Consider the following 19,639-nt stretch of genomic DNA (forward strand, 5'->3'; position numbering starts at 1 on the left):
TCTACAATTCTTCCACAATTATATTGTGGTTTGTATAAACACAAATATCGCCAGCAATGTCTAAACTCGCTTTCGCAATTTGCTTCGCTGTTAAATGTTCACTTGCATATTGCTTTAAAGCACGACCTGCAGAAAGCGCATAATTCCCACCAGATCCAATCGCTAAAATCCCATCATCTGGTTCAATCACTTCTCCTGTACCTGAAACAAGAAGCATAGTTGTTTTATCCATGACAATGAGCATCGCTTCTAGCTGACGTAACATTTTGTCGCCACGCCATTGTTTTGCCATCTCAACTGCAGCACGCTGCAAGTTCCCATTGTACTCTTCTAATTTCCCTTCAAACATTTCAAAAAGAGTAAATGCGTCAGCAACGGAACCTGCAAAGCCAGCTAAAACTTTCCCTTGGAAAAGTTTACGGACTTTACGAGCTGTATGTTTCATTACAACTGCATTTCCCATTGTCACCTGACCATCTCCAGCCATTGCACATTCTCCATTATGATGAACTGCAAATATCGTTGTAGCGTGGAAATTTCCCATAGAAAAAACTCCTTTATATGTTTTTATAGCTTTAAAAGCAATTTATGCCCGCGGGTGATGCTTCATGTAGACCGAACGCAATCTTTCTTTAGAGACATGCGTATAAATTTGTGTCGTCGACAAATTCTCATGACCGAGTAGCTCCTGTACAGTACGTAAATCTGCCCCTTCATCTAACATATGTGTAGCAAATGTATGCCTTAACATATGGGGACTTATCCGCATTGTCAGTGAAGCCTTCTTAATGAGTTCGTTTAATACATAGCGTACCCCTCGACTTGTTAGCGGCGTGCCTTTCGCATTTAAAAATACCATATGAGAGTGTTCTTCAGTTTTGTGAGCCAACTGTTTTCTCCCGTTCTCTATATAAGTAATTAAAGCATCTTGCGCATAGCTTCCGAACGGAATATACCTTTGTTTTTTTCCTTTTCCCATTACTAAAATTGTTCCCACCGCGAAGTCAATATCGGTAAGTTGTAAATTGACACATTCACTCACACGGATTCCAGTCGCATACATCAACTCTAATAAAGCTTGATTCCTTTGACCTAGCGGTGTTTCCGTATCAGCAACTTCAAATAATTCCTCTAATTCTTCAGCATATAAAAACTTTGGGATTGACAATTCTTTTTTGGGGAGTGACGCAAGTGCAAACGGATTATCTTTCCGATAACCTTCACGCATCAAAAAACGATATAAACTTCGTAAGCTTGATACTTTTCTTGCGACAGATTTACGGGCTAACTTTTCATCGTGCAACGTCGTTAAGTACAAACGAACATCCGCGTATGTAACATCTAAAAAAGAGGATATGCCTTCTCGCTCCATAAATTGCACAAAATGTTCTAAATCATTTTGATAACTTGCAATTGTATATTTTGAATAATTTCTTTCAATTTGTAAATATCCAACGAATAATTGTAACAATTTCTTCACATTCACACAATTCACCTCAATAAAGGCTACTAAATCGTATCACAACTTAGTAGCCTTTGCAAGAAATTTAACTAAATATTTACAAAATTTTGAATTGTTTCTAAAGCGCGTGTTGCATATGCTTCATTTCGTTCTGCTTTCCTCTTAATTTTCTTCTCTAACGGTGCAAACAAACCGAAGTTTGCATTCATTGGCTGGAAGTTTTTCGCGTTTGTCGCAGTAATATAATTCGCCATACTTCCCATTGCAGTTACAGGCGGTAATACAACCGGCTCTTCACCTTTCACAAGTCGAGCAGCGTTAATACCCGCTAGTAATCCTGATGCCGCCGATTCAACATATCCCTCTACTCCAGTCATTTGGCCAGCGAAGAATAAATCATCACGTTGTTTATATTGATATGTTGGACGAAGCAAGTTAGGTGAATTAATAAACGTATTACGATGCATTACACCATAACGTACAATCTCTGCATTTTCCAGTCCTGGAATCAACTGTAACACTTCTTTTTGTGGTCCCCACTTTAAATGCGTTTGGAAACCTACGATATTGTATAACGTTCCTGCTGCATCATCTTGACGTAACTGAACAACAGCATATGGCGTTTTTCCTGTTTTCGGATCTTCTAATCCAACAGGTTTCATCGGTCCAAATACTAGCGTCTGTCTTCCTCTACTTGCCATAACTTCTACCGGCATACAACCTTCAAAGAAAATTTCTTTTTCAAATTCTTTTAAAGGTACTGTTTCAGCAGCAATTAATGCCTCGTAAAAACGGTCAAATTCCTCTTCCGTCATTGGGCAGTTTAAATATGCAGCTTCCCCTTTATCGTAACGAGACTTTAAATATACTTTATTCATATCAATGCTATCTTTCTCAACAATCGGTGCTGCAGCATCATAGAAATAAAAATAATCTTCACCTGTTAATTCTTTTAATTGTGCAGCAAGATCAGGAGACGTAAGTGGACCTGTCGCGATAACAGTAGGCCCTTCTGGAATTTCAGTAATTTCTTCATTCATCACAGTTACGTTCGGATGTTTTTTCACATACTCTGTTACCTTTGCCGCAAATTCATGACGATCTACAGCTAAAGCTCCTCCTGCTGGTACAGAGCACTCATCAGCTGCACGAATAATAACAGAGTCCATTAAACGCATTTCTTCTTTAATAACACCAACAGCGTTTGTTAATGTGTTTGCGCGAAGCGAGTTACTGCATACTAACTCTGCAAATTTATCTGTGTGATGAGCTGGCGTTTGCCTTACTGGTCTCATTTCATATAATTTCACTTGGACACCACGTTTTGCAATTTGGTAAGCTGCTTCACTTCCTGCAAGACCTGCGCCAATGACGTTTACTACTTGTGTTGTCATATTTATCACCTTTCCTTTTCTTCCCGAAAAAAATGTGAGCAGTTACGCTCACATTTGTTGTTCTTCTTCATAATCACACGAAATACATTGTACTTGCACGCCTTTTTTCAACTTCTTCTCTACAAGCATACCTTCGCACTTCGGACATTTACGACCAATTGGTTTATCCCAAGATACAAAGTCACACTCTGGATACGTACCGCATCCATAGAAAAGACGTTTCTTTTTATTACTACGGCGTTCAATAATTTGACCTTTATCACACTTCGGACAAGTAACACCGATTTCTTTCACAATCGGTTTTGTATTACGACAATCTGGGAAATTCGAACAAGCCATAAATTTCCCGTATTTACCCATTTTAAAGACCATTGGGTGATCACACAATTCACAGTCTTCCCCAGCTGGTTCATCTTTAATTTCCACTTCACGCATTTCTTTTTCCGCTTTTTCTAAACGCGGTTCAAAGCCTACGTAGAAATCATCAACAATTTTTACCCAATTCGCATTTCCTTCTTCTACTTCATCAAGACTTTGCTCCATGTTAGCAGTAAATTCAATGTTAATAATTTCTGGGAAAAACTCTAAAATAAGTTCAATTACTATTTCACCAAGTTCAGTTGGAACGAAGCGTTTATTATCCAAACCTACGTATCCACGTTTTTGAATCGTTTCAAGTGTCGGTACGTAAGTCGACGGTCTTCCAATTCCAAGCTCTTCAAGTGTTCTTACTAGACGAGCCTCTGTATAGCGCGGCGGAGGTTGTGTAAAGTGTTGCTTCGGTTCTAAATCCTTCGAAAATACCGTTTCCCCTACTTCTAAAGGTGGCAACATTTTATCCTTTTCTTCAGCCCCGTCATCTTTCGACTCTACATACACTTTCATAAATCCTGGAAACTTTACAACCGATCCACTTGCACGGAACTGAACATTGTTATTAATGAGTCTAGCTGTCACAGTATCCATTATAGCAGACGCCATTTGACTTGCAACAAATCGCTCCCAAATCAGTTTATACAACCGAAGTTGATCACGACTTAAGAAACTCTTTAGTTCCTCTGGCCTTCTCATTACCGAAGTAGGACGAATTGCCTCATGCGCATCTTGCGCGTTCGACTTTTTCGTTTCTTTCTTCTTTTCTGTCCCTATGTATTCCGCACCAAACGCCTCAGTAATGTAAGTACGCGCCTCTGTTTGAGCTGTTTCTGAGATACGTGTTGAGTCAGTTCTCATATACGTAATAAGACCTACAGTCCCTTGCTTTCCAAGATCTATCCCTTCATACAATTGCTGCGCGAGCATCATTGTTTTCTTTGCTCGCATGTTTAACTTACGAGCTGCCTCTTGTTGCAAGGAAGATGTTGTAAACGGTAATGCAGGATTACGTTTTCGCTCTTTTCGCGTTACATTTTCAACTGAAAACGCATTATCTTTCATCTGTTCAATTATTTCATTCACTTGCGTTTCATTCGTTAATTGAACTTTTTCACCATCTACACCGTAAAAACTTGCTTCAAATGTGTCTTTCCCTTTCACAAATTCTGTCTTAATTGTCCAGAATTCTTCAGGCTCAAAGATTTGAATTTCTTTTTCACGTTCGATAATTAAACGAACTGCTACAGATTGTACGCGTCCTGCACTTAATCCTTTTTTTACTTTCTTCCATAATAAAGGACTAATATTGTAACCAACAAGACGATCTAGTATACGCCTTGCTTGCTGTGCATCTACTAAATCCATATTAATCGCACGAGGATGTTTAAATGATTCTTTTATTGCATCTTTTGTAATCTCATTAAACACAACTCGGCAATCTGATTCAACGTCCACATTTAACGTATTGGCTAAATGCCAAGCAATCGCTTCCCCTTCGCGGTCTGGATCGGCCGCGAGATAGACTTTCTTTGCTTTTTTGGCCGCTGATTTTAAATCTTTTAAGACGGGACCTTTACCACGAATGGTAATATACTTCGGGGTGAAGTTGTTCTTTACTTCTATCCCCATTTGGCTTTTAGGTAAATCGCGAACGTGTCCCATAGACGCGACAACTTTGTATTTTTTCCCTAAATATTTCTCAATGGTCTTCGCCTTAGAAGGCGACTCCACGATTACGAGGTAATCTGACATGCTAGTGCCTCCTTAAGAGGTGGATTCAAGTCTTCATCAATCTTATTGATTTCTCTTGTTTTTGTCAATCAAGAATGAATATACCATACAGTGCCTATCTACCATTTGTCAATAATTGTTTAATAAAAACATAAAAATATAAAGTTAATTTAAAACTTCTTCCAAGATATCTTCTGCATTTCTTACTAGTTTTGCTCCTTGTTGAATCAGATGATTCGTTCCTGATGCACTATCTATAAATATAGGTCCAGGAAGTGCAAATACCTCTCTATTTTGCTCTAAAGCAAGGTCCGCAGTAATAAGTGTTCCACTTCTTGATTTCGCTTCTACAACTAAAACACCCTTACTTATACCACTAATAATCCGGTTCCTTTTTGGAAAATACCATTTTTTCGGTGCATAGTGCGGCGGATACTCTGTTAATAACAATATATATTCATTCCACGTTTCATATAAATGTCTATTCTCTTTTGGATACATATACGATAATCCATGTCCTAGTATTGCAATAGTCGGGCAATGCCGTCTTACTGTAATTTCATGAGACATTGTATCTATCCCTCTTGCAAACCCACTGACAATAAGCCATTCCCTTTCTAATAATGGGTGTAAAATAAATTTTAAACTCTCATGTCCATATAAAGTCGGTTCTCTCGTTCCAATAACCGCCAATTTATTCGATTTATTGAGAAAATACTTCTCTCCTTTTCCATATAATACAAATGGAGGATCTTGTATTTCACGTAATAATTGTGGATAATCTTCATCCCATATAGTCATATAAAAAATTCGATTTTTCTCTAAATAAGATATATATTGCGAGAGATTTGAACTTTGAAGAAAATTTACTAATTCTGAAGATTTTTTCGAGGATATTCCAGTGTAGTATTCCATTTGTTTCGTATTAAAAGTGTATATTCCCTTCAATTCAGGATCGACATATAGTAGTCTTTCCATCGCCTTCCAATGATCTGCTAAAAAATAATGAAGATGTAATAATCGTTCTCTTTTCATCTTAATTCTCCTTACCCATAATTTTTATTATGTAAACAAGAATTGCGTAAAAAGACACCTTCAAGCAAGAAGGTGTCTTTCAACAGATTAGTAGTTTTTACAAGTCTCAAATAGCCCTTTTTCTTTTAAGACAGAGATTAGCGTTTCGCCCATAACCGCTGGAGTTTCCGCTACTTTAATACCACAAGCTTCCATCGTTTTAATCTTTTCTGCAGCAGTTCCTTTACCACCAGAAATGATTGCACCAGCATGGCCCATACGTTTGCCAGCAGGCGCTGTTTGGCCACCAATGAAGCCTACAACAGGTTTTGTCATATTAGCTTTCACCCATTCAGCCGCCTCTTCTTCCGCTGTACCACCAATTTCACCAATCATAATTACAGCATGTGTTTCTTCATCTTCATTAAATGCTTTTAACGCATCTATAAAGTCCGTACCGTTAACTGGGTCCCCGCCGATACCTACAGCAGTAGATTGGCCAATACCTTCTTGTGTTAACTGATGTACAGCCTCATACGTTAATGTACCAGAGCGAGATACGATACCTACATGGCCTTTTTTATGAATGTACCCTGGCATAATACCAATTTTACATTCATCAGGCGTAATAACACCAGGACAGTTTGGTCCAAGTAAACGTGTATGTTTACCTGCCATATATCTCTTTACATTTACCATATCTAATACAGGAATACCTTCAGTAATACATACTACTAAATCGATTTCTGCATCAACTGCTTCCATAATTGCATCAGCCGCAAAAGCGGGTGGAACGTATACAACTGAAGCGTTTGCGCCTGTTGCTTTCACTGCATCTTCTACAGTATCAAATACTGGTACACCTTCAATATCAGTGCCACCTTTACCTGGCGTTACACCACCGACAATTTTCGTACCGTATTCAATCATTTGTTTTGTGTGGAATAAACCTTGAGAACCTGTAATACCTTGAACAATAACTTTTGTATCTTTATTAACTAATACGCTCATTTTTCTCCCCCGCTTTCTATTAGCCCACTAGTGAAACAATTTTTTGTGCACCGTCTGCCATAGATTCTGCTGCAACAATATTTAAGCCAGACTCATTTAAAATTTTCTTACCTAACTCTACGTTTGTACCTTCAAGACGTACAACTAAAGGCAATTCAAGACCTACTTGTTTCGTCGCTTCAATAACACCTTCTGCGATAACATCACACTTCATAATGCCACCAAAAATGTTAACGAAGATACCTTTTACATTTTTGTCAGAAAGGATAATTTTGAATGCTTCTGTAACTTTTTCAGCTGTTGCACCGCCACCAACATCTAAGAAGTTAGCTGGATCGCCATGGTAATGTTTAATGATATCCATTGTAGCCATCGCTAAACCTGCACCATTAACCATACAACCGATATTTCCATCTAAAGGAATGTAGTTTAGGTCATATTTAGAAGCTTCAATTTCTTTTGAATCTTCTTCATCAAGATCACGAAGTTCTAAAATGTCTTTATTGCGATATAAAGCATTAGAATCAAAGTTTAATTTCGCATCTAATGCCATAACTTTACCGTCACCTGTTGTAACAAGTGGATTGATCTCCGCGATAGAGCAATCTTTTTCGATAAACGCACGGTATAAGCCCATCATAAACTTCACAGCTTGTCCTACAAGCTCTTTTGGAATATTGATGTTAAACGCGATTCGGCGCGCTTGGAAGCCTTGTAAGCCTACTGCTGGATCAATATATTCTTTAAAGATCTTTTCAGGTGTTTGCTCTGCTACTTCTTCAATTTCTGTTCCACCTTCTTCAGATGCCATTAAAACAACTTGAGAAGTTGCACGATCTAAAACTAGACCAACATAATATTCTTTTTTAATATCGCAACCTTCTTCGATAAGTAAGCGTTTTACTTCCTTACCTTCAGGACCTGTTTGATGTGTCACAAGTGTAGTTCCTAAAATGCTCTCTGCATATGTACGAACTTCATCTAAATTTTTTGCAACTTTTACTCCGCCAGCTTTGCCGCGTCCACCAGCGTGAATTTGTGCTTTTACTACACATACATCCGTTCCTAATTCTTTCGCTGCTTCTACAGCTTCTTCTACTGTAAATGCAACCTTCCCGTTCGGAACGCTAACCCCATAGCTTTTAAGGACTGCCTTACCTTGGTACTCATGGATATTCATGGTCCCATCCTCCCCTGTTTTCCTGTTTTACTCGAAAAGTTTTTAAATGTTTAAAAAACATTACATTGCCATTGTATAAGATGATTGGCACGCTGTCTACAATAAAGTGTCAGAAAACTGAAATCGCTTTATTCTTTTTTAAAAATAATAATGTTCATATACCAAAATAAAAAAATAAGCTGCATATTCGCAGCTTATTTGTGAATCGTATCTTTAATTGGTGCAAACGATTTGCGATGTTCTTCTAATACTCCATGCGCTTCAATCGCTTCTAAATGTTGTTTTGTGCCATATCCCATATGTTGTTCAAATCCATATGCAGGATACTTTTCTCCAAGCTCTTTCATCATACGATCTCTCGTTACTTTCGCAATAATGGATGCAGCTGAAATAGAAATACTTTTCGCATCACCTTTAATAATGGATGTTTGCGGAATTGGTGTAGGAAGTTTCATCGCATCAATTAATAAATGTTCTGGTGCACAAGATAAATTCGCAACAGCATCTAACATCGCTTGTTTCGTCGCTTGATAAATATTTATCTCATCAATAACTTGTGGTGATACAATTCCAACTCCAATTGCAATTGCTTGTGCTTTAATTTCATCATAAAAACGCTCTCGCTTCGCCTCACTCAGCTTTTTCGAGTCATTTAACCCTGGAATATAAAAATCTTCCGGAAGGACAACAGCTGCCGTCACGACAGGCCCAGCTAGCGGCCCACGCCCTACTTCATCTATACCTGCAATAAATGTGAGCCCTTTTTCACGTAATGCAATCTCATACTTGGACATTTCGAAAAACTTTTCTTTTTCTTTCTGCGCTAACTCTTTTTGTTTATGCCACTTCAAAATGAGCTTTTGTACCCCTTTTCGCTCATCTTTCATTAATATTTGAAAGCGGTCGTCCTCTTCACTCATAATTTTTTGCAGTAAATGTTCCGCTTCTTGAATAGTCACTTTTTGCATTCACGCACACTCCTTTTATATACAAAAAAGAAAAGACGTACAAACGCACGTCTTATACTTCTTCTACTTTTTCAACACCTTCTACTTGCTCCGCAAACTCTTCTGGTGTTTCAAACGTCATTTTCCCAAGTTTCCCACCACGAAGCTCACGAAGTATAAGCTCAGATGTTTTATCATAATCAATCATTCCGCCGCCCATTAAACAGCCTCTATTTTTTCCAATTGCATCGAATAACTCCACAATATCTTCTGGAATTTCATTTAAATTATATCGATCTTTCAAACGTTCTGGATAATGTTTTTCCATAAAACGTAAAGCGTAAACAGCAACATCTTGTAAATTTAAAATTGAATCTTTAATTGCGCCTGTTGTCGCTAAACGAAGACCCACTAATTGATCTTCAAATTTAGGCCATAAAATACCCGGTGTATCTAACAGTTCCATTTCCTTCCCAACTTTAATCCATTGTTGAGCTGTTGTTACACCAGGACGATCTCCTGTTTTAGCAATATTTTTCTTCGCCAACTTATTAATTAACGTAGATTTACCAACATTCGGTATACCTACAATTAATGCACGAATTGCTCTCGGTCTAATACCTTTTGCAACCATTTTATCAAATTTTTCTTTCACCAACACTTTACAAGCCGCTGCAATTTCCTTCATACCTTGTCCAGCTTGTGCGTTAATTGAAATTGCCATTTGGCCTTTTTCTTTAAAATATGCAATCCACTGCTTTGTTAAACGATCATCTGCCATATCCGCTTTATTTAAAACAACAAGCCTCGGCTTATGTGTAATAATCTCATCGATCATTGGATTTCGAGAAGATAAAGGTAATCGAGCATCTACAAGCTCAATTACAACATCAATTAACTTTAATTTTTCTGTTACTTGGCGTCTAGCCTTTGCCATATGTCCCGGGAACCATTGAATTACCATGTTGCCACCTTCTTTTTCTTTTATTTCACAATACGAGCATCTTTTAACGGCCAATATAGTATATTTGCTTTTCCAATCACTTGGTCCATTGCAATTGTACCAATCGAACGGCTATCTTTACTAAAACGACGATTATCGCCTAAAACAAATAATTGACCTTCTGGAACAGTTTTCTTCCCTGTCATTTCTTCAAGAGTAAAATCATATGTAAGCGGTCCGTCAGCAATTTGTTTTTTTTGCTTGTCTAAATACGGCTCCTCATAAGCCTTTCCGTTAACATATAGTTTATCATTACGATACTCTATTTCATCGCCTGGCAGGCCGATAATGCGCTTAATATAATCTTTATCTTCCGTTGCTCGGAATACGATAATATCAAATCGTTTCGGATCTCCTATGTGATAACCAATTTTATTGACAATCATTCGATCGCGATCATGTAAAGTAGACGCCATCGATACTCCATCTACGAGAATTGGAGCAAAGAAAAACTGTCTAATAACACCCGCTAATACAACAGCAATCAAAATTGCTTTGATCCATTCCCAAAGTGAACTCTTTTCTTTTTTCATGCATTTCCCCTCCACGATTATGTAAGCTGCTCGTATTATATCAAAATTTTATATAGATTGGAAAAAGGGAGCTTGTGTATTTACAAGCTCCCATACATGTCTTATCGAATTTCTTTAATACGTGCTTTTTTACCGCGAAGGTTACGTAAGTAGTATAACTTAGCACGACGTACTTTACCACGACGAAGTACTTCAAGTTTCGCGATTCTTGGCGTGTGAACTGGGAATGTACGCTCAACACCTACACCGTAAGAAATCTTACGAACTGTGAATGTTTCACTGATTCCGCCACCACGACGTTTAATTACAACACCTTCGAAAAGCTGAATTCTTTCACGAGTTCCCTCAACTACTTTTACGTGTACACGTAAAGTGTCTCCAGGACGGAATGAAGGAAGGTCAGTTTTTAATTGGCCTTGAGTAATTTCTGCGATTAATTGTTGCATATTAAATTCTCTCCTTTAAACAGATGCTCTTATAAAGTCTTAATAAATTACAGCGGAACATCGTTAATACGGCCACTGATTTCAGTAGCACAAGTGTTATAATAGCATATTGCTAGGACTGTTGCAATAGAAAATATATCAAGCCCTTACTTGTCTTCTTTAATTTGTTCTAGCCATTTCGCTTCTTGCTTAGATAATTTTCGTTCTTCCAGTAAATCCGGTCTACGCGTGTACGTACGACGTAGTGATTCTTTGTGTCGCCATTCATCAATATTTTTATGATTTCCTGACATTAGTACATCCGGTACCTTCATACCACGAAAATCAGCTGGACGTGTATAATGAGGATGTTCTAATAAACCTGTACTAAACGAATCCTCGACTTGTGAAGCATGATTTCCTAGCACTCCCGGGAGGAGACGCACGACACTATCCGTAATAACCATAGAGGCTAACTCTCCGCCGGTTAATACGTAGTCACCGATAGAAATTTCATCCGTTACGAGATGCTCACGAATTCGTTCATCGTACCCTTCATAATGACCACACACAAAAATAACATGCTCTTCTTCAGCAAGTTCTTCTGCCTTCTTCTGCGTAAAACGCTCTCCTTGTGGACACATTAGGACAACTCTCGGTTTACGGTCTGTTTCCTTCGTTAACTCTTCCACTGCATCAAAGATAGGCTGGGGGGTTAATACCATCCCAGCGCCACCACCATACGGATAATCATCTACGCTATTATGCTTACTCGTTGTATAATCGCGGAAATTGACAACACGAAGCTCTACCGCTTCTTTTTCTTGCGCTTTCTTTAAAATTGAAGATCCAAACACACCCGTAAACATATCTGGAAACAATGTTAAAATGTCAATTTTCATTATAATAGCCCTTCCATTACATGAATGGTTACTAATTTATTCTCAATGTTAACTTGAAGTACAACATCATCAATATAAGGAATTAATAGATCTTGACCTTTTGGACGTTTAATTACCCAAACATCATTTGCACCAGGAGATAAAATTTCTTTTATTGTTCCTAACGCTTCTCCTTCTTCCGTTACAACACTGCAACCAATAATTTCATGGTAGTAGTATTCGCCTTCAGCTAGTTCACCTAACTGCTCTTCTGGTACTTTTATTAAAGAACCTTTAAACTTCTCTGCTTCATCTACATTGTTGTATCCTTCAAATGTTAATAGATCAAATGTCTTATGTTGACGATGAGAAGTTACTTTCACTGGAAGGTAGTCTGTACTTTTCTCATTACTTATGTATAACGTGTTTCCTACTTTATATCGCTCTTCTGGAAAATCAGTACGAGAAATAACACGTATTTCTCCTCTTACGCCATGAGTATTTACAATTTTCCCTACGTTAAACCATTTTGTCATAAATAGTATGTCACCCCTGGTTTCTATATAAATTAAGCATCTCCATTTCACATATGGAACATGCAACTTCTCTTTAAATGTTAAAAAAGGGAGAGGAAATAACTCCTCGCCCTTTTTACGTTTATTGAATTTCCAGTGTTACTTTTTCATCATTATGATGTCCCACTGAATACAAGAGCATTCGAATTGCTTTCGCAACTTTCCCTTGCTTTCCAATGACTTTTCCAACATCCTCAGGATGTACAGTTAATCGATACTTCATCTCTCCGTTGTAAAGTTCCTGTGTAACTTTTACATCTTCAGGATGATCGACAAGAGGCTTGACAATCGTCTCGACTAACTTCTTCATAGTCATTGCCTCAATTACTTACCTTGTTTAGATAAGTGGAATTTCTCCATGATACCTTGGTTAGAGAATAAGTTACGAACTGTATCAGATGGTTTAGCACCATTTCCTAACCATTTTAATGCTGCTTCTTCGTTGATCTTAACTTCAGCTGGTTGAGCAACCGGATTGTAAGTACCGATTTCCTCAATGAAACGTCCGTCACGAGGAGAACGAGAATCTGCAACAACTACACGATAGAAAGGAGTTTTTTTAGCTCCCATACGTTTTAAACGAATTTTAACTGCCATTTATAAAGCACCTCCGAATTTATTTCACACAGATAATTATATTAGCAAAAAGACTATTGCTTTGTAAAGTATTTTTTCTTAACAGAGCCATCTTTTTTCCTTACATGAATGGAAACTTCAATCCACCTAGTCCTTTTTTCTTACCTTTTTGCATTCCCGTCATCGTTTTCATCATCTTTTTCATATCATCAAATTGCTTGATTAAACGATTGATTTCTTGTACCGTTGTACCGCTACCTTTGGCAATGCGCTTTTTGCGACTAGCATTGATTATTTCCGGTTGTTCTCGCTCTAATTTAGTCATAGAACGAATAATTGCCTCAATATGCCCAATTTGTTTTTCATCAACTTGCGCATTTTTCAGCCCTTTAATTTTATTTGCACCAGGAAGCATTCCTAACAATTCATCAAGCGGTCCAAGTTGACGCACTTGTCCAAGTTGTTCTAGGAAATCGTCAAGCGTAAACGAAAGCGTACGCATTTTTTGCTCAAGTTCTTTTGCTTTCTCTTCATCAACTGTAGCTTGCGCTTTTTCAATTAATGTTAAGACGTCTCCCATCCCTAAAATACGGGATGCCATACGCTCTGGATGGAACGCTTCAATCGCATCTAGTTTTTCACCCATACCAGCAAATTTAATCGGTGTATTTGTTACCGCCTTAATAGATAATGCCGCACCACCGCGCGTATCACCATCTAATTTCGTTAATACAACACCTGTTAAACCTAACTGTTCATGGAAACTTTGTGCAACATTTACCGCGTCTTGTCCCGTCATCGCATCGACAACAAGGAAAATTTCATCCGGTTTCGCAACTTCTTTCACTTTCGCTAATTCATCCATTAGTTCTTCATCAATATGCAGGCGACCTGCTGTATCAATTAAAACATAATCGTGATGATCTTCTTTTGCTTTTGCAATCGCTTGTTTCGCAATTTCAACAGGACTTACTTGATCTCCTAAAGAGAATACAGGCATGTCCAATTGCTTCCCTAATGTTTCAAGCTGTTTAATCGCTGCTGGACGGTAAATATCCGCTGCAACAAGCATTGGTTTACGATTATGCTTTTTACGAAGCAAATTCGCAAGCTTACCTGTCGTCGTTGTTTTACCCGCACCTTGCAGACCAACCATCATTATAACAGTCGGTGGCCTATTAGCAACAGCAATTTTGCTTTGCTCTCCGCCCATAAGTTCTGTAAGTTCTTCCTGTACGACTTTAATTACTTGTTGTCCAGGTGTCAAACTTGTCATTACATCTTGTCCGACAGCACGTTCAGACACACGCTTTACAAAATCTTTTACTACTTTAAAGTTAACGTCCGCTTCTAAAAGAGCTAGACGAACTTCTCTCATCATTTCTTTCACATCGGCTTCAGAAACTTTTCCTTTGCCGCGGATTTTTTGCATTGTCTGTTGAAGTCGGTCGGCTAATCCTTCAAATGCCATATTGCCGCCCTCCTAATCTAATTTTTCGATAGCTTCAACAACTTGTTTCATTTCTTCATTCACATGCTCTTCTTCGCTGATTAGCTGTTTTAGCTTTGCAACAAGTCGCTGTCGCTCTTGAAACTTTTGAAGTAATACTAATTTATCTTCATATTCTTCAAGCATCGCTTCAGTCCGTTTAATGTTATCATACACGGCTTGGCGACTTACATCAAATTCTTCCGCAATTTCACCAAGAGATAAATCATCTAGATAATAAAGCGACATATAACTTCTTTGTTTTTGCGTTAACAACGATTGATAAAAATCAAATAAATAGTTCATTCTCGTTGTTTTCTCGAGCATGTTGGATCATCCTTTGTTAAGTGATTTCCCTTTACATGAATTAGTTTACATGGAGTACAAAAGAGTGTCAAGTTTTTTTCTTAACATCACATATTTTTATAGAAAAAGAAGCGGAAAATACCGCTTCTTTCACTTACACTTCTTCTGTTTCTACTAAGTTCGCAAATAAACCATACACATATTGTTCTGGATCAAACTGCTGCAAGTCATCCATTTGCTCTCCTAATCCAACGAATTTCACCGGTACATCCATTTCGTTACGAATCGCTAATACAATACCACCTTTAGCAGTTCCATCTAACTTCGTTAAAACAATACCAGTAACATTCGTTGCTTCACGGAATGTCTTCGCTTGACTTAAACCGTTTTGTCCTGTTGTTGCATCAATAACAAGTAATACTTCGTGAGGAGCCCCCGGTACTTCACGCTCAATTACACGCTTCACTTTCTCTAACTCTTTCATTAAGTTTACTTTATTTTGTAAGCGTCCTGCTGTGTCACATAGTAATACGTCTACTTTACGTGCTTTCGCGGCTTGTACAGCGTCATACATAACCGCCGCTGGATCAGATCCTGACCCTTGTTTAATCACTTCTACACCAACGCGATCGCCCCATACTTCTAATTGTTCAATCGCTCCTGCGCGGAATGTATCTCCTGCCGCCAATAGGACAGACTTACCTTCTGATTTGAATTTATGTGCTAGTTTACCAATCGTCGTCGTTTTCCCTACGCCGTTAACACCGACAAATAAAACAACTGTTAATTGATCCTCTTGCATATTAATTTCGTTACTAAACTCACTGTCGCCTTTGTAAATTCCTACTAACTTTTCTGAAATAACAGCTTGTACTTCTTTTGGATCTTGGATGTTACGACGTTGCACTTCTTCTTTCAATTGATCAATTAATTCCATTACCGTCGAAACTCCGACATCTGCACCAATTAAAATTTCTTCTAATTCCTCAAAGAAATCTTCATCTACTTTACGATAACGATAAACTAAATCATTTACTTTATCTGCAAACGAATTTCTCGTTTTTTCTAATCCATGTTTAAATTTCTCTGTTACCGTATCTGTTTGTTTTGAAATTTTTTCTTTTAATTTTTTAAAAAAACTCATACTGTCCCATCCTTCCTAATTACTTGCAACTAGTTCTTCTCCATCATCCAAACGAACCGAAACAAGTTTAGATACCCCTGACTCTTGCATTGTTACACCGTACAATACGTCAGACTCTTCCATTGTACCTTTTCTATGTGTAATAACAATAAACTGTGTCTCATCACTAAATCTCTTTAAATACTGCGCAAAACGGGCAACATTCGCCTCATCAAGAGCCGCCTCTACCTCATCTAATACACAGAATGGGACTGGGCGCACTTTTAAAATACCGAATAACAGCGCAATTGCTGTTAAAGCACGCTCCCCACCAGAAAGTAAACCTAAGTTTTGCAGTTTCTTCCCTGGCGGTTGCGCTACAATATCAATACCAGTATTTAATAAGTCCTCTGGATTCGTCATGACTAAATCCGCTCTACCGCCTCCAAATAATTCAGAGAATACCGATTGAAACTCCATTCGAATTCCTTCAAACGTAGTAGAAAAACGTTTTTTCATTTCTTCATCCATTTCGGTAATAAGTTGGTGCAATGTCGCTTTCGCTTCTTCTAGGTCATCTTTTTGCTCTAGTAAGAATGTATGACGCTCTGCTACACGCTCATACTCTTCAATTGCCCCTAAGTTCACTGTGCCTAGCTCTTCGATGGATAATTTAATTAGTTTCACCTTTTTACGTGCATCCTCTGCAGGCATCATCATTGTATACTTCAGTTTTGCTGCTTCAAATGAAATCGTATATGTTTCACGTAAATGTTGTAATCTATTTTCTAACTCTACATCAAGTCGGTTTATTTTTACTTCTTGATTTTTCAGCATCTCAAGAATGTATTTATGTTTACCTGTTGTTTCTTTCAGATTACGTTCTAAATGTTCTACTCTCTCTTGTAACGATACGCGTTGTTCACGACGAGAGCGAATTAACTCTGAAGTTTGATTACGATCATATGCTTTCTTCTCAATCATATTCGTAATCTGTTCTTCACCACTTGAATTAGATGTCATTTCTTGTTTTAAGAATGCTAAATCCTCTTTCGTTTTGACAAGCGTTGCATCCGTTTCTTCTTTTTCCTTCGTCAATCGTTCAACTTTTTCTTTTTGATTAGATAAGCGTTGTTGCTTTTCAGCCGCCAACACTTTTAACTCAGTCATTTCTTTTTGCACTTTTTCCTTCGAAGAATGCTGCTCACTTTTTTGTTTTGTTAAAGCGACAATTTTGCTATCTAATTCCGTAATCTCCGCTTGAAGCGTTGCTAAAATCTTTTCTAGCTCTTCTTTACGTCCTTGTATTTTCACTTGATCTTGTAAGAATCCTTCAATCTCTAAATCGTAAATAGATAAACGATCATTAATACGATGTTCTTCTAATTCTAAGCGACTAATTTCTTCTCTTAATTTCTGTTCATCTACACGCTCTGCTTCTACACTTTGCCTTAGTTCCCGTATTTTCACTTCTTTTTCTTGAATCTCTTGCTTTACTGCTTTAACAAAGTTTTCTAACTTTGTCGTTTTTTCTTCCATATCAGTTAACTTGTTCGTCCACTCTTCTAGCTCACGTTGACGTCCTAATAAAGAAGATTTCGCCTGTTTTACCGCTCCACCAGTCATAGAACCACCAGGGTTCACTACATCACCTTCGATTGTTACAATGCGATAACGGTATTGCAATTGTTTCGCCAGCTCATTCGCCCCACGTAAATCTTTCGCAACAATAACAGTACCTAATAAATTTGAAACTACATTTTCATATTTATTGTTATATTGCACAAGTTCTGCCGCCACACCTACAAACGATGGGTGTTGATTTACAATACGTAATTGTTCAAATGATAACGATCTACTTTTAATAACAGCTTGTGGTAAAAACGTTGCTCGTCCATGTTTATTTTGTTTTAAAAACGTAATTGCATTACGAGCATGTTCTTCTTTTTGTACGACAATATGCTGCATCGCTGCACCTAGAGCAATTTCCATTGCAATTTCATATTCTTTCGGTACCGTTAGCAGTTCTGCAACAGCACCCTCGATACCTTGCAACCTATCTTCTCTAGCTTTTAATACTTCACGTACCCCTTGATAGAAACCAGAGTAATCCTCTTGCATCTCTTCTAGCATTTCTTTTCGAGAACGTGCCTGTTGTACAAATTGATACGCTTGATACAGTTTTGTTTCATTTTCACTATACTGCGTCTTGCATTTCCCAAGTGCCGCTTCTGTCTTTTGTATATTCGAAAGGATACCAGCTACTTTTTCTTTTACTTGTTCATAACTTTCCACAAGTTTCGTCTTTTTCGCTGTAATTTCCATGCGTATTTCTACATATTTCGCATTTTCTTCATCGAGGCGTTCATTTTTTGAGTTTTGTTGTTTAGATTGTTCTTCAATCATAGATAACTCATTACGATGACTAGCTTGTTGATTTAAAAGTTCAATATAGTCACCTTTTAAATTCTCAATTTGTTCCTCTAAATTGTCAGCAAAAGTTGCAAGCAGTAGCTCATTATCATGCAATTTCGTCTCCAACTCTTTTACTTGATTTACAAATTGCATCAACACTTCTGTACTGGATTCAATTTCACCATCATAACTTGTAGCTTTCTCTGTTAATTCAACAATTAACTGTTCGAGTTGTGCACAATGCGTCGTTGCATTTTGTTTTCTCTCTTTTAATAACTCACGCTGTCCTTCTAACTTTTCTAGCTCTTTACTAGAAAGAAGCAGCACTTCTTGTAAGGAATCTACAGACTCATCTACTGCTTGTAATTGTCCTCGTAATTCCTCAAGCTCTTCTTCACCTTTTTGTAAATGCGTTGACATTTTAGCTTCTTCGTTTTTATTATGCCCAAACTGATTTCGAAGCGCTTCCCATTTCTCATGTAATTCTTCAATTTCATGTACAATAAGCGCCGCTTCTACTTTCTCTAATTCTTCTTTTTTCTCGAGATAATCTTTCGCAATAGAAGCTTGTCTTTCTAAAGGTTCTACTTGACTACTTAATTCGTGAATGATATCTTGTACACGATTTAAGTTTTCTTGTGTGTCTGCTAATTTCACTTCAGCTTTCTTTTTACGAAGTTTGTATTTCAGCACTCCCGCAGCTTCTTCAAATACACCACGACGTTCTTCTGATTTACTACTTAAAATCTCTTCAACTTTCCCCTGGCTAATAATCGAAAAAGCTTCTCTTCCCATACCAGAGTCCATAAATAAATCGATAATATCTTTCAATCTACATGATTGTTTATTAATATAAAAATCACTATCACCAGAACGAGATACACGACGCGTTACACACACCTCATTATATTCAATCGGTAAACGTTGATCTTCATTATTTAAAGTTATTGTTACTTCAGCAACATTAACTGCTCTTCTCGTATCACTGCCTGCAAAAATAATATCCTCCATCTTTGCACCACGTAATGATTTTGCAGATTGTTCACCAAGTACCCAGCGAATCGCATCAGTAATATTACTTTTCCCACTTCCATTAGGTCCTACTACGGAAGTTACACCTGGGACAAAATCAACAGATACACGCTCAGCAAAAGACTTAAACCCTGCTATTTCTAATCTTTTTAAAAACACGAAAGGCC

Annotated in this window: 19 protein-coding genes; all 19 read right to left on the reverse strand. The window is 37.7% G+C overall.

The window, feature by feature from the left end:
• Position 1: 1 nt before the first annotated feature.
• Positions 2–544 carry an ATP-dependent protease proteolytic subunit HslV gene (hslV, locus tag ACU8YW_RS18780; RefSeq protein ID WP_000526271.1) on the reverse strand — a complete coding sequence of 181 codons (543 nt, stop codon included), beginning with the start codon at positions 542–544 and terminating at the stop codon, positions 2–4.
• A 42-nt stretch (positions 545–586) separates the two neighbouring features.
• Positions 587–1,486, reverse strand: a complete 900-nt coding sequence (xerC, locus tag ACU8YW_RS18785) for a tyrosine recombinase XerC (RefSeq protein WP_001101235.1) — start codon at positions 1,484–1,486, stop codon at positions 587–589.
• Positions 1,487–1,551: 65 nt separating this feature from the next.
• The gene (gene trmFO, locus ACU8YW_RS18790; RefSeq protein ID WP_060488428.1) at positions 1,552–2,856 is read right to left on the reverse strand and encodes an FADH(2)-oxidizing methylenetetrahydrofolate--tRNA-(uracil(54)-C(5))-methyltransferase TrmFO; all 1,305 of its coding nucleotides are present in this window, start codon (positions 2,854–2,856) and stop codon (positions 1,552–1,554) included.
• Positions 2,857–2,904: 48 nt separating this feature from the next.
• Complete coding sequence (gene topA / locus ACU8YW_RS18795; RefSeq protein ID WP_001286953.1) at positions 2,905–4,983, reverse strand: type I DNA topoisomerase; 2,079 nt, start codon at positions 4,981–4,983, stop codon at positions 2,905–2,907.
• Positions 4,984–5,127: 144 nt separating this feature from the next.
• The gene (gene dprA, locus ACU8YW_RS18800) at positions 5,128–5,997 is read right to left on the reverse strand and encodes a DNA-processing protein DprA (protein WP_088064286.1); all 870 of its coding nucleotides are present in this window, start codon (positions 5,995–5,997) and stop codon (positions 5,128–5,130) included.
• 87 nt (positions 5,998–6,084) lie between these two features.
• Positions 6,085–6,987, reverse strand: a complete 903-nt coding sequence (gene sucD / locus ACU8YW_RS18805; RefSeq protein ID WP_000115178.1) for a succinate--CoA ligase subunit alpha — start codon at positions 6,985–6,987, stop codon at positions 6,085–6,087.
• A gap of 19 nt (positions 6,988–7,006) precedes the next feature.
• Complete coding sequence (gene sucC / locus ACU8YW_RS18810) at positions 7,007–8,167, reverse strand: ADP-forming succinate--CoA ligase subunit beta (protein WP_001020778.1); 1,161 nt, start codon at positions 8,165–8,167, stop codon at positions 7,007–7,009.
• A 194-nt stretch (positions 8,168–8,361) separates the two neighbouring features.
• Positions 8,362–9,135, reverse strand: coding sequence for a ribonuclease HII (gene rnhB, locus ACU8YW_RS18815; protein WP_088064287.1), 774 nt, complete (start codon positions 9,133–9,135; stop codon positions 8,362–8,364).
• Positions 9,136–9,187: 52 nt separating this feature from the next.
• On the reverse strand, positions 9,188–10,078 hold the full coding sequence (ylqF, locus tag ACU8YW_RS18820) for a ribosome biogenesis GTPase YlqF (RefSeq protein ID WP_048546006.1): 891 nt from the start codon (positions 10,076–10,078) through the stop codon (positions 9,188–9,190).
• Between the two features lie 20 nt (positions 10,079–10,098).
• Positions 10,099–10,650, reverse strand: coding sequence for a signal peptidase I (gene lepB / locus ACU8YW_RS18825; protein WP_087981660.1), 552 nt, complete (start codon positions 10,648–10,650; stop codon positions 10,099–10,101).
• A gap of 101 nt (positions 10,651–10,751) precedes the next feature.
• Entirely contained in the window at positions 10,752–11,096 is a 345-nt protein-coding gene (rplS, locus tag ACU8YW_RS18830) for a 50S ribosomal protein L19 (RefSeq protein WP_001186518.1), read from the reverse strand.
• 146 nt (positions 11,097–11,242) lie between these two features.
• The gene (trmD, locus tag ACU8YW_RS18835; protein ID WP_097889673.1) at positions 11,243–11,977 is read right to left on the reverse strand and encodes a tRNA (guanosine(37)-N1)-methyltransferase TrmD; all 735 of its coding nucleotides are present in this window, start codon (positions 11,975–11,977) and stop codon (positions 11,243–11,245) included.
• A complete protein-coding gene (rimM, locus tag ACU8YW_RS18840; RefSeq protein WP_000170282.1) occupies positions 11,977–12,492 on the reverse strand; it encodes a ribosome maturation factor RimM in 516 nt (171 codons plus the stop codon). Before rimM ends, trmD begins: the two co-directional genes overlap by 1 nt.
• Before the next feature lie 121 nt (positions 12,493–12,613).
• Positions 12,614–12,841: a KH domain-containing protein gene (locus ACU8YW_RS18845; RefSeq protein WP_137050972.1), complete on the reverse strand. Its 228-nt coding sequence runs from the start codon at positions 12,839–12,841 to the stop codon at positions 12,614–12,616.
• 14 nt (positions 12,842–12,855) lie between these two features.
• On the reverse strand, positions 12,856–13,128 hold the full coding sequence (rpsP, locus tag ACU8YW_RS18850; protein WP_000268750.1) for a 30S ribosomal protein S16: 273 nt from the start codon (positions 13,126–13,128) through the stop codon (positions 12,856–12,858).
• Positions 13,129–13,228: 100 nt separating this feature from the next.
• Positions 13,229–14,578 carry a signal recognition particle protein gene (gene ffh / locus ACU8YW_RS18855; RefSeq protein WP_000863466.1) on the reverse strand — a complete coding sequence of 450 codons (1,350 nt, stop codon included), beginning with the start codon at positions 14,576–14,578 and terminating at the stop codon, positions 13,229–13,231.
• 12 nt (positions 14,579–14,590) lie between these two features.
• Positions 14,591–14,923 carry a putative DNA-binding protein gene (locus ACU8YW_RS18860; RefSeq protein ID WP_000891061.1) on the reverse strand — a complete coding sequence of 111 codons (333 nt, stop codon included), beginning with the start codon at positions 14,921–14,923 and terminating at the stop codon, positions 14,591–14,593.
• A gap of 133 nt (positions 14,924–15,056) precedes the next feature.
• Positions 15,057–16,046 carry a signal recognition particle-docking protein FtsY gene (gene ftsY / locus ACU8YW_RS18865; protein WP_000007644.1) on the reverse strand — a complete coding sequence of 330 codons (990 nt, stop codon included), beginning with the start codon at positions 16,044–16,046 and terminating at the stop codon, positions 15,057–15,059.
• Positions 16,047–16,061: 15 nt separating this feature from the next.
• The gene (smc, locus tag ACU8YW_RS18870) at positions 16,062–19,631 is read right to left on the reverse strand and encodes a chromosome segregation protein SMC (RefSeq protein WP_000478993.1); all 3,570 of its coding nucleotides are present in this window, start codon (positions 19,629–19,631) and stop codon (positions 16,062–16,064) included.
• Positions 19,632–19,639: the final 8 nt, after the last annotated feature.

The organism is Bacillus pretiosus, assembly GCF_052947655.1.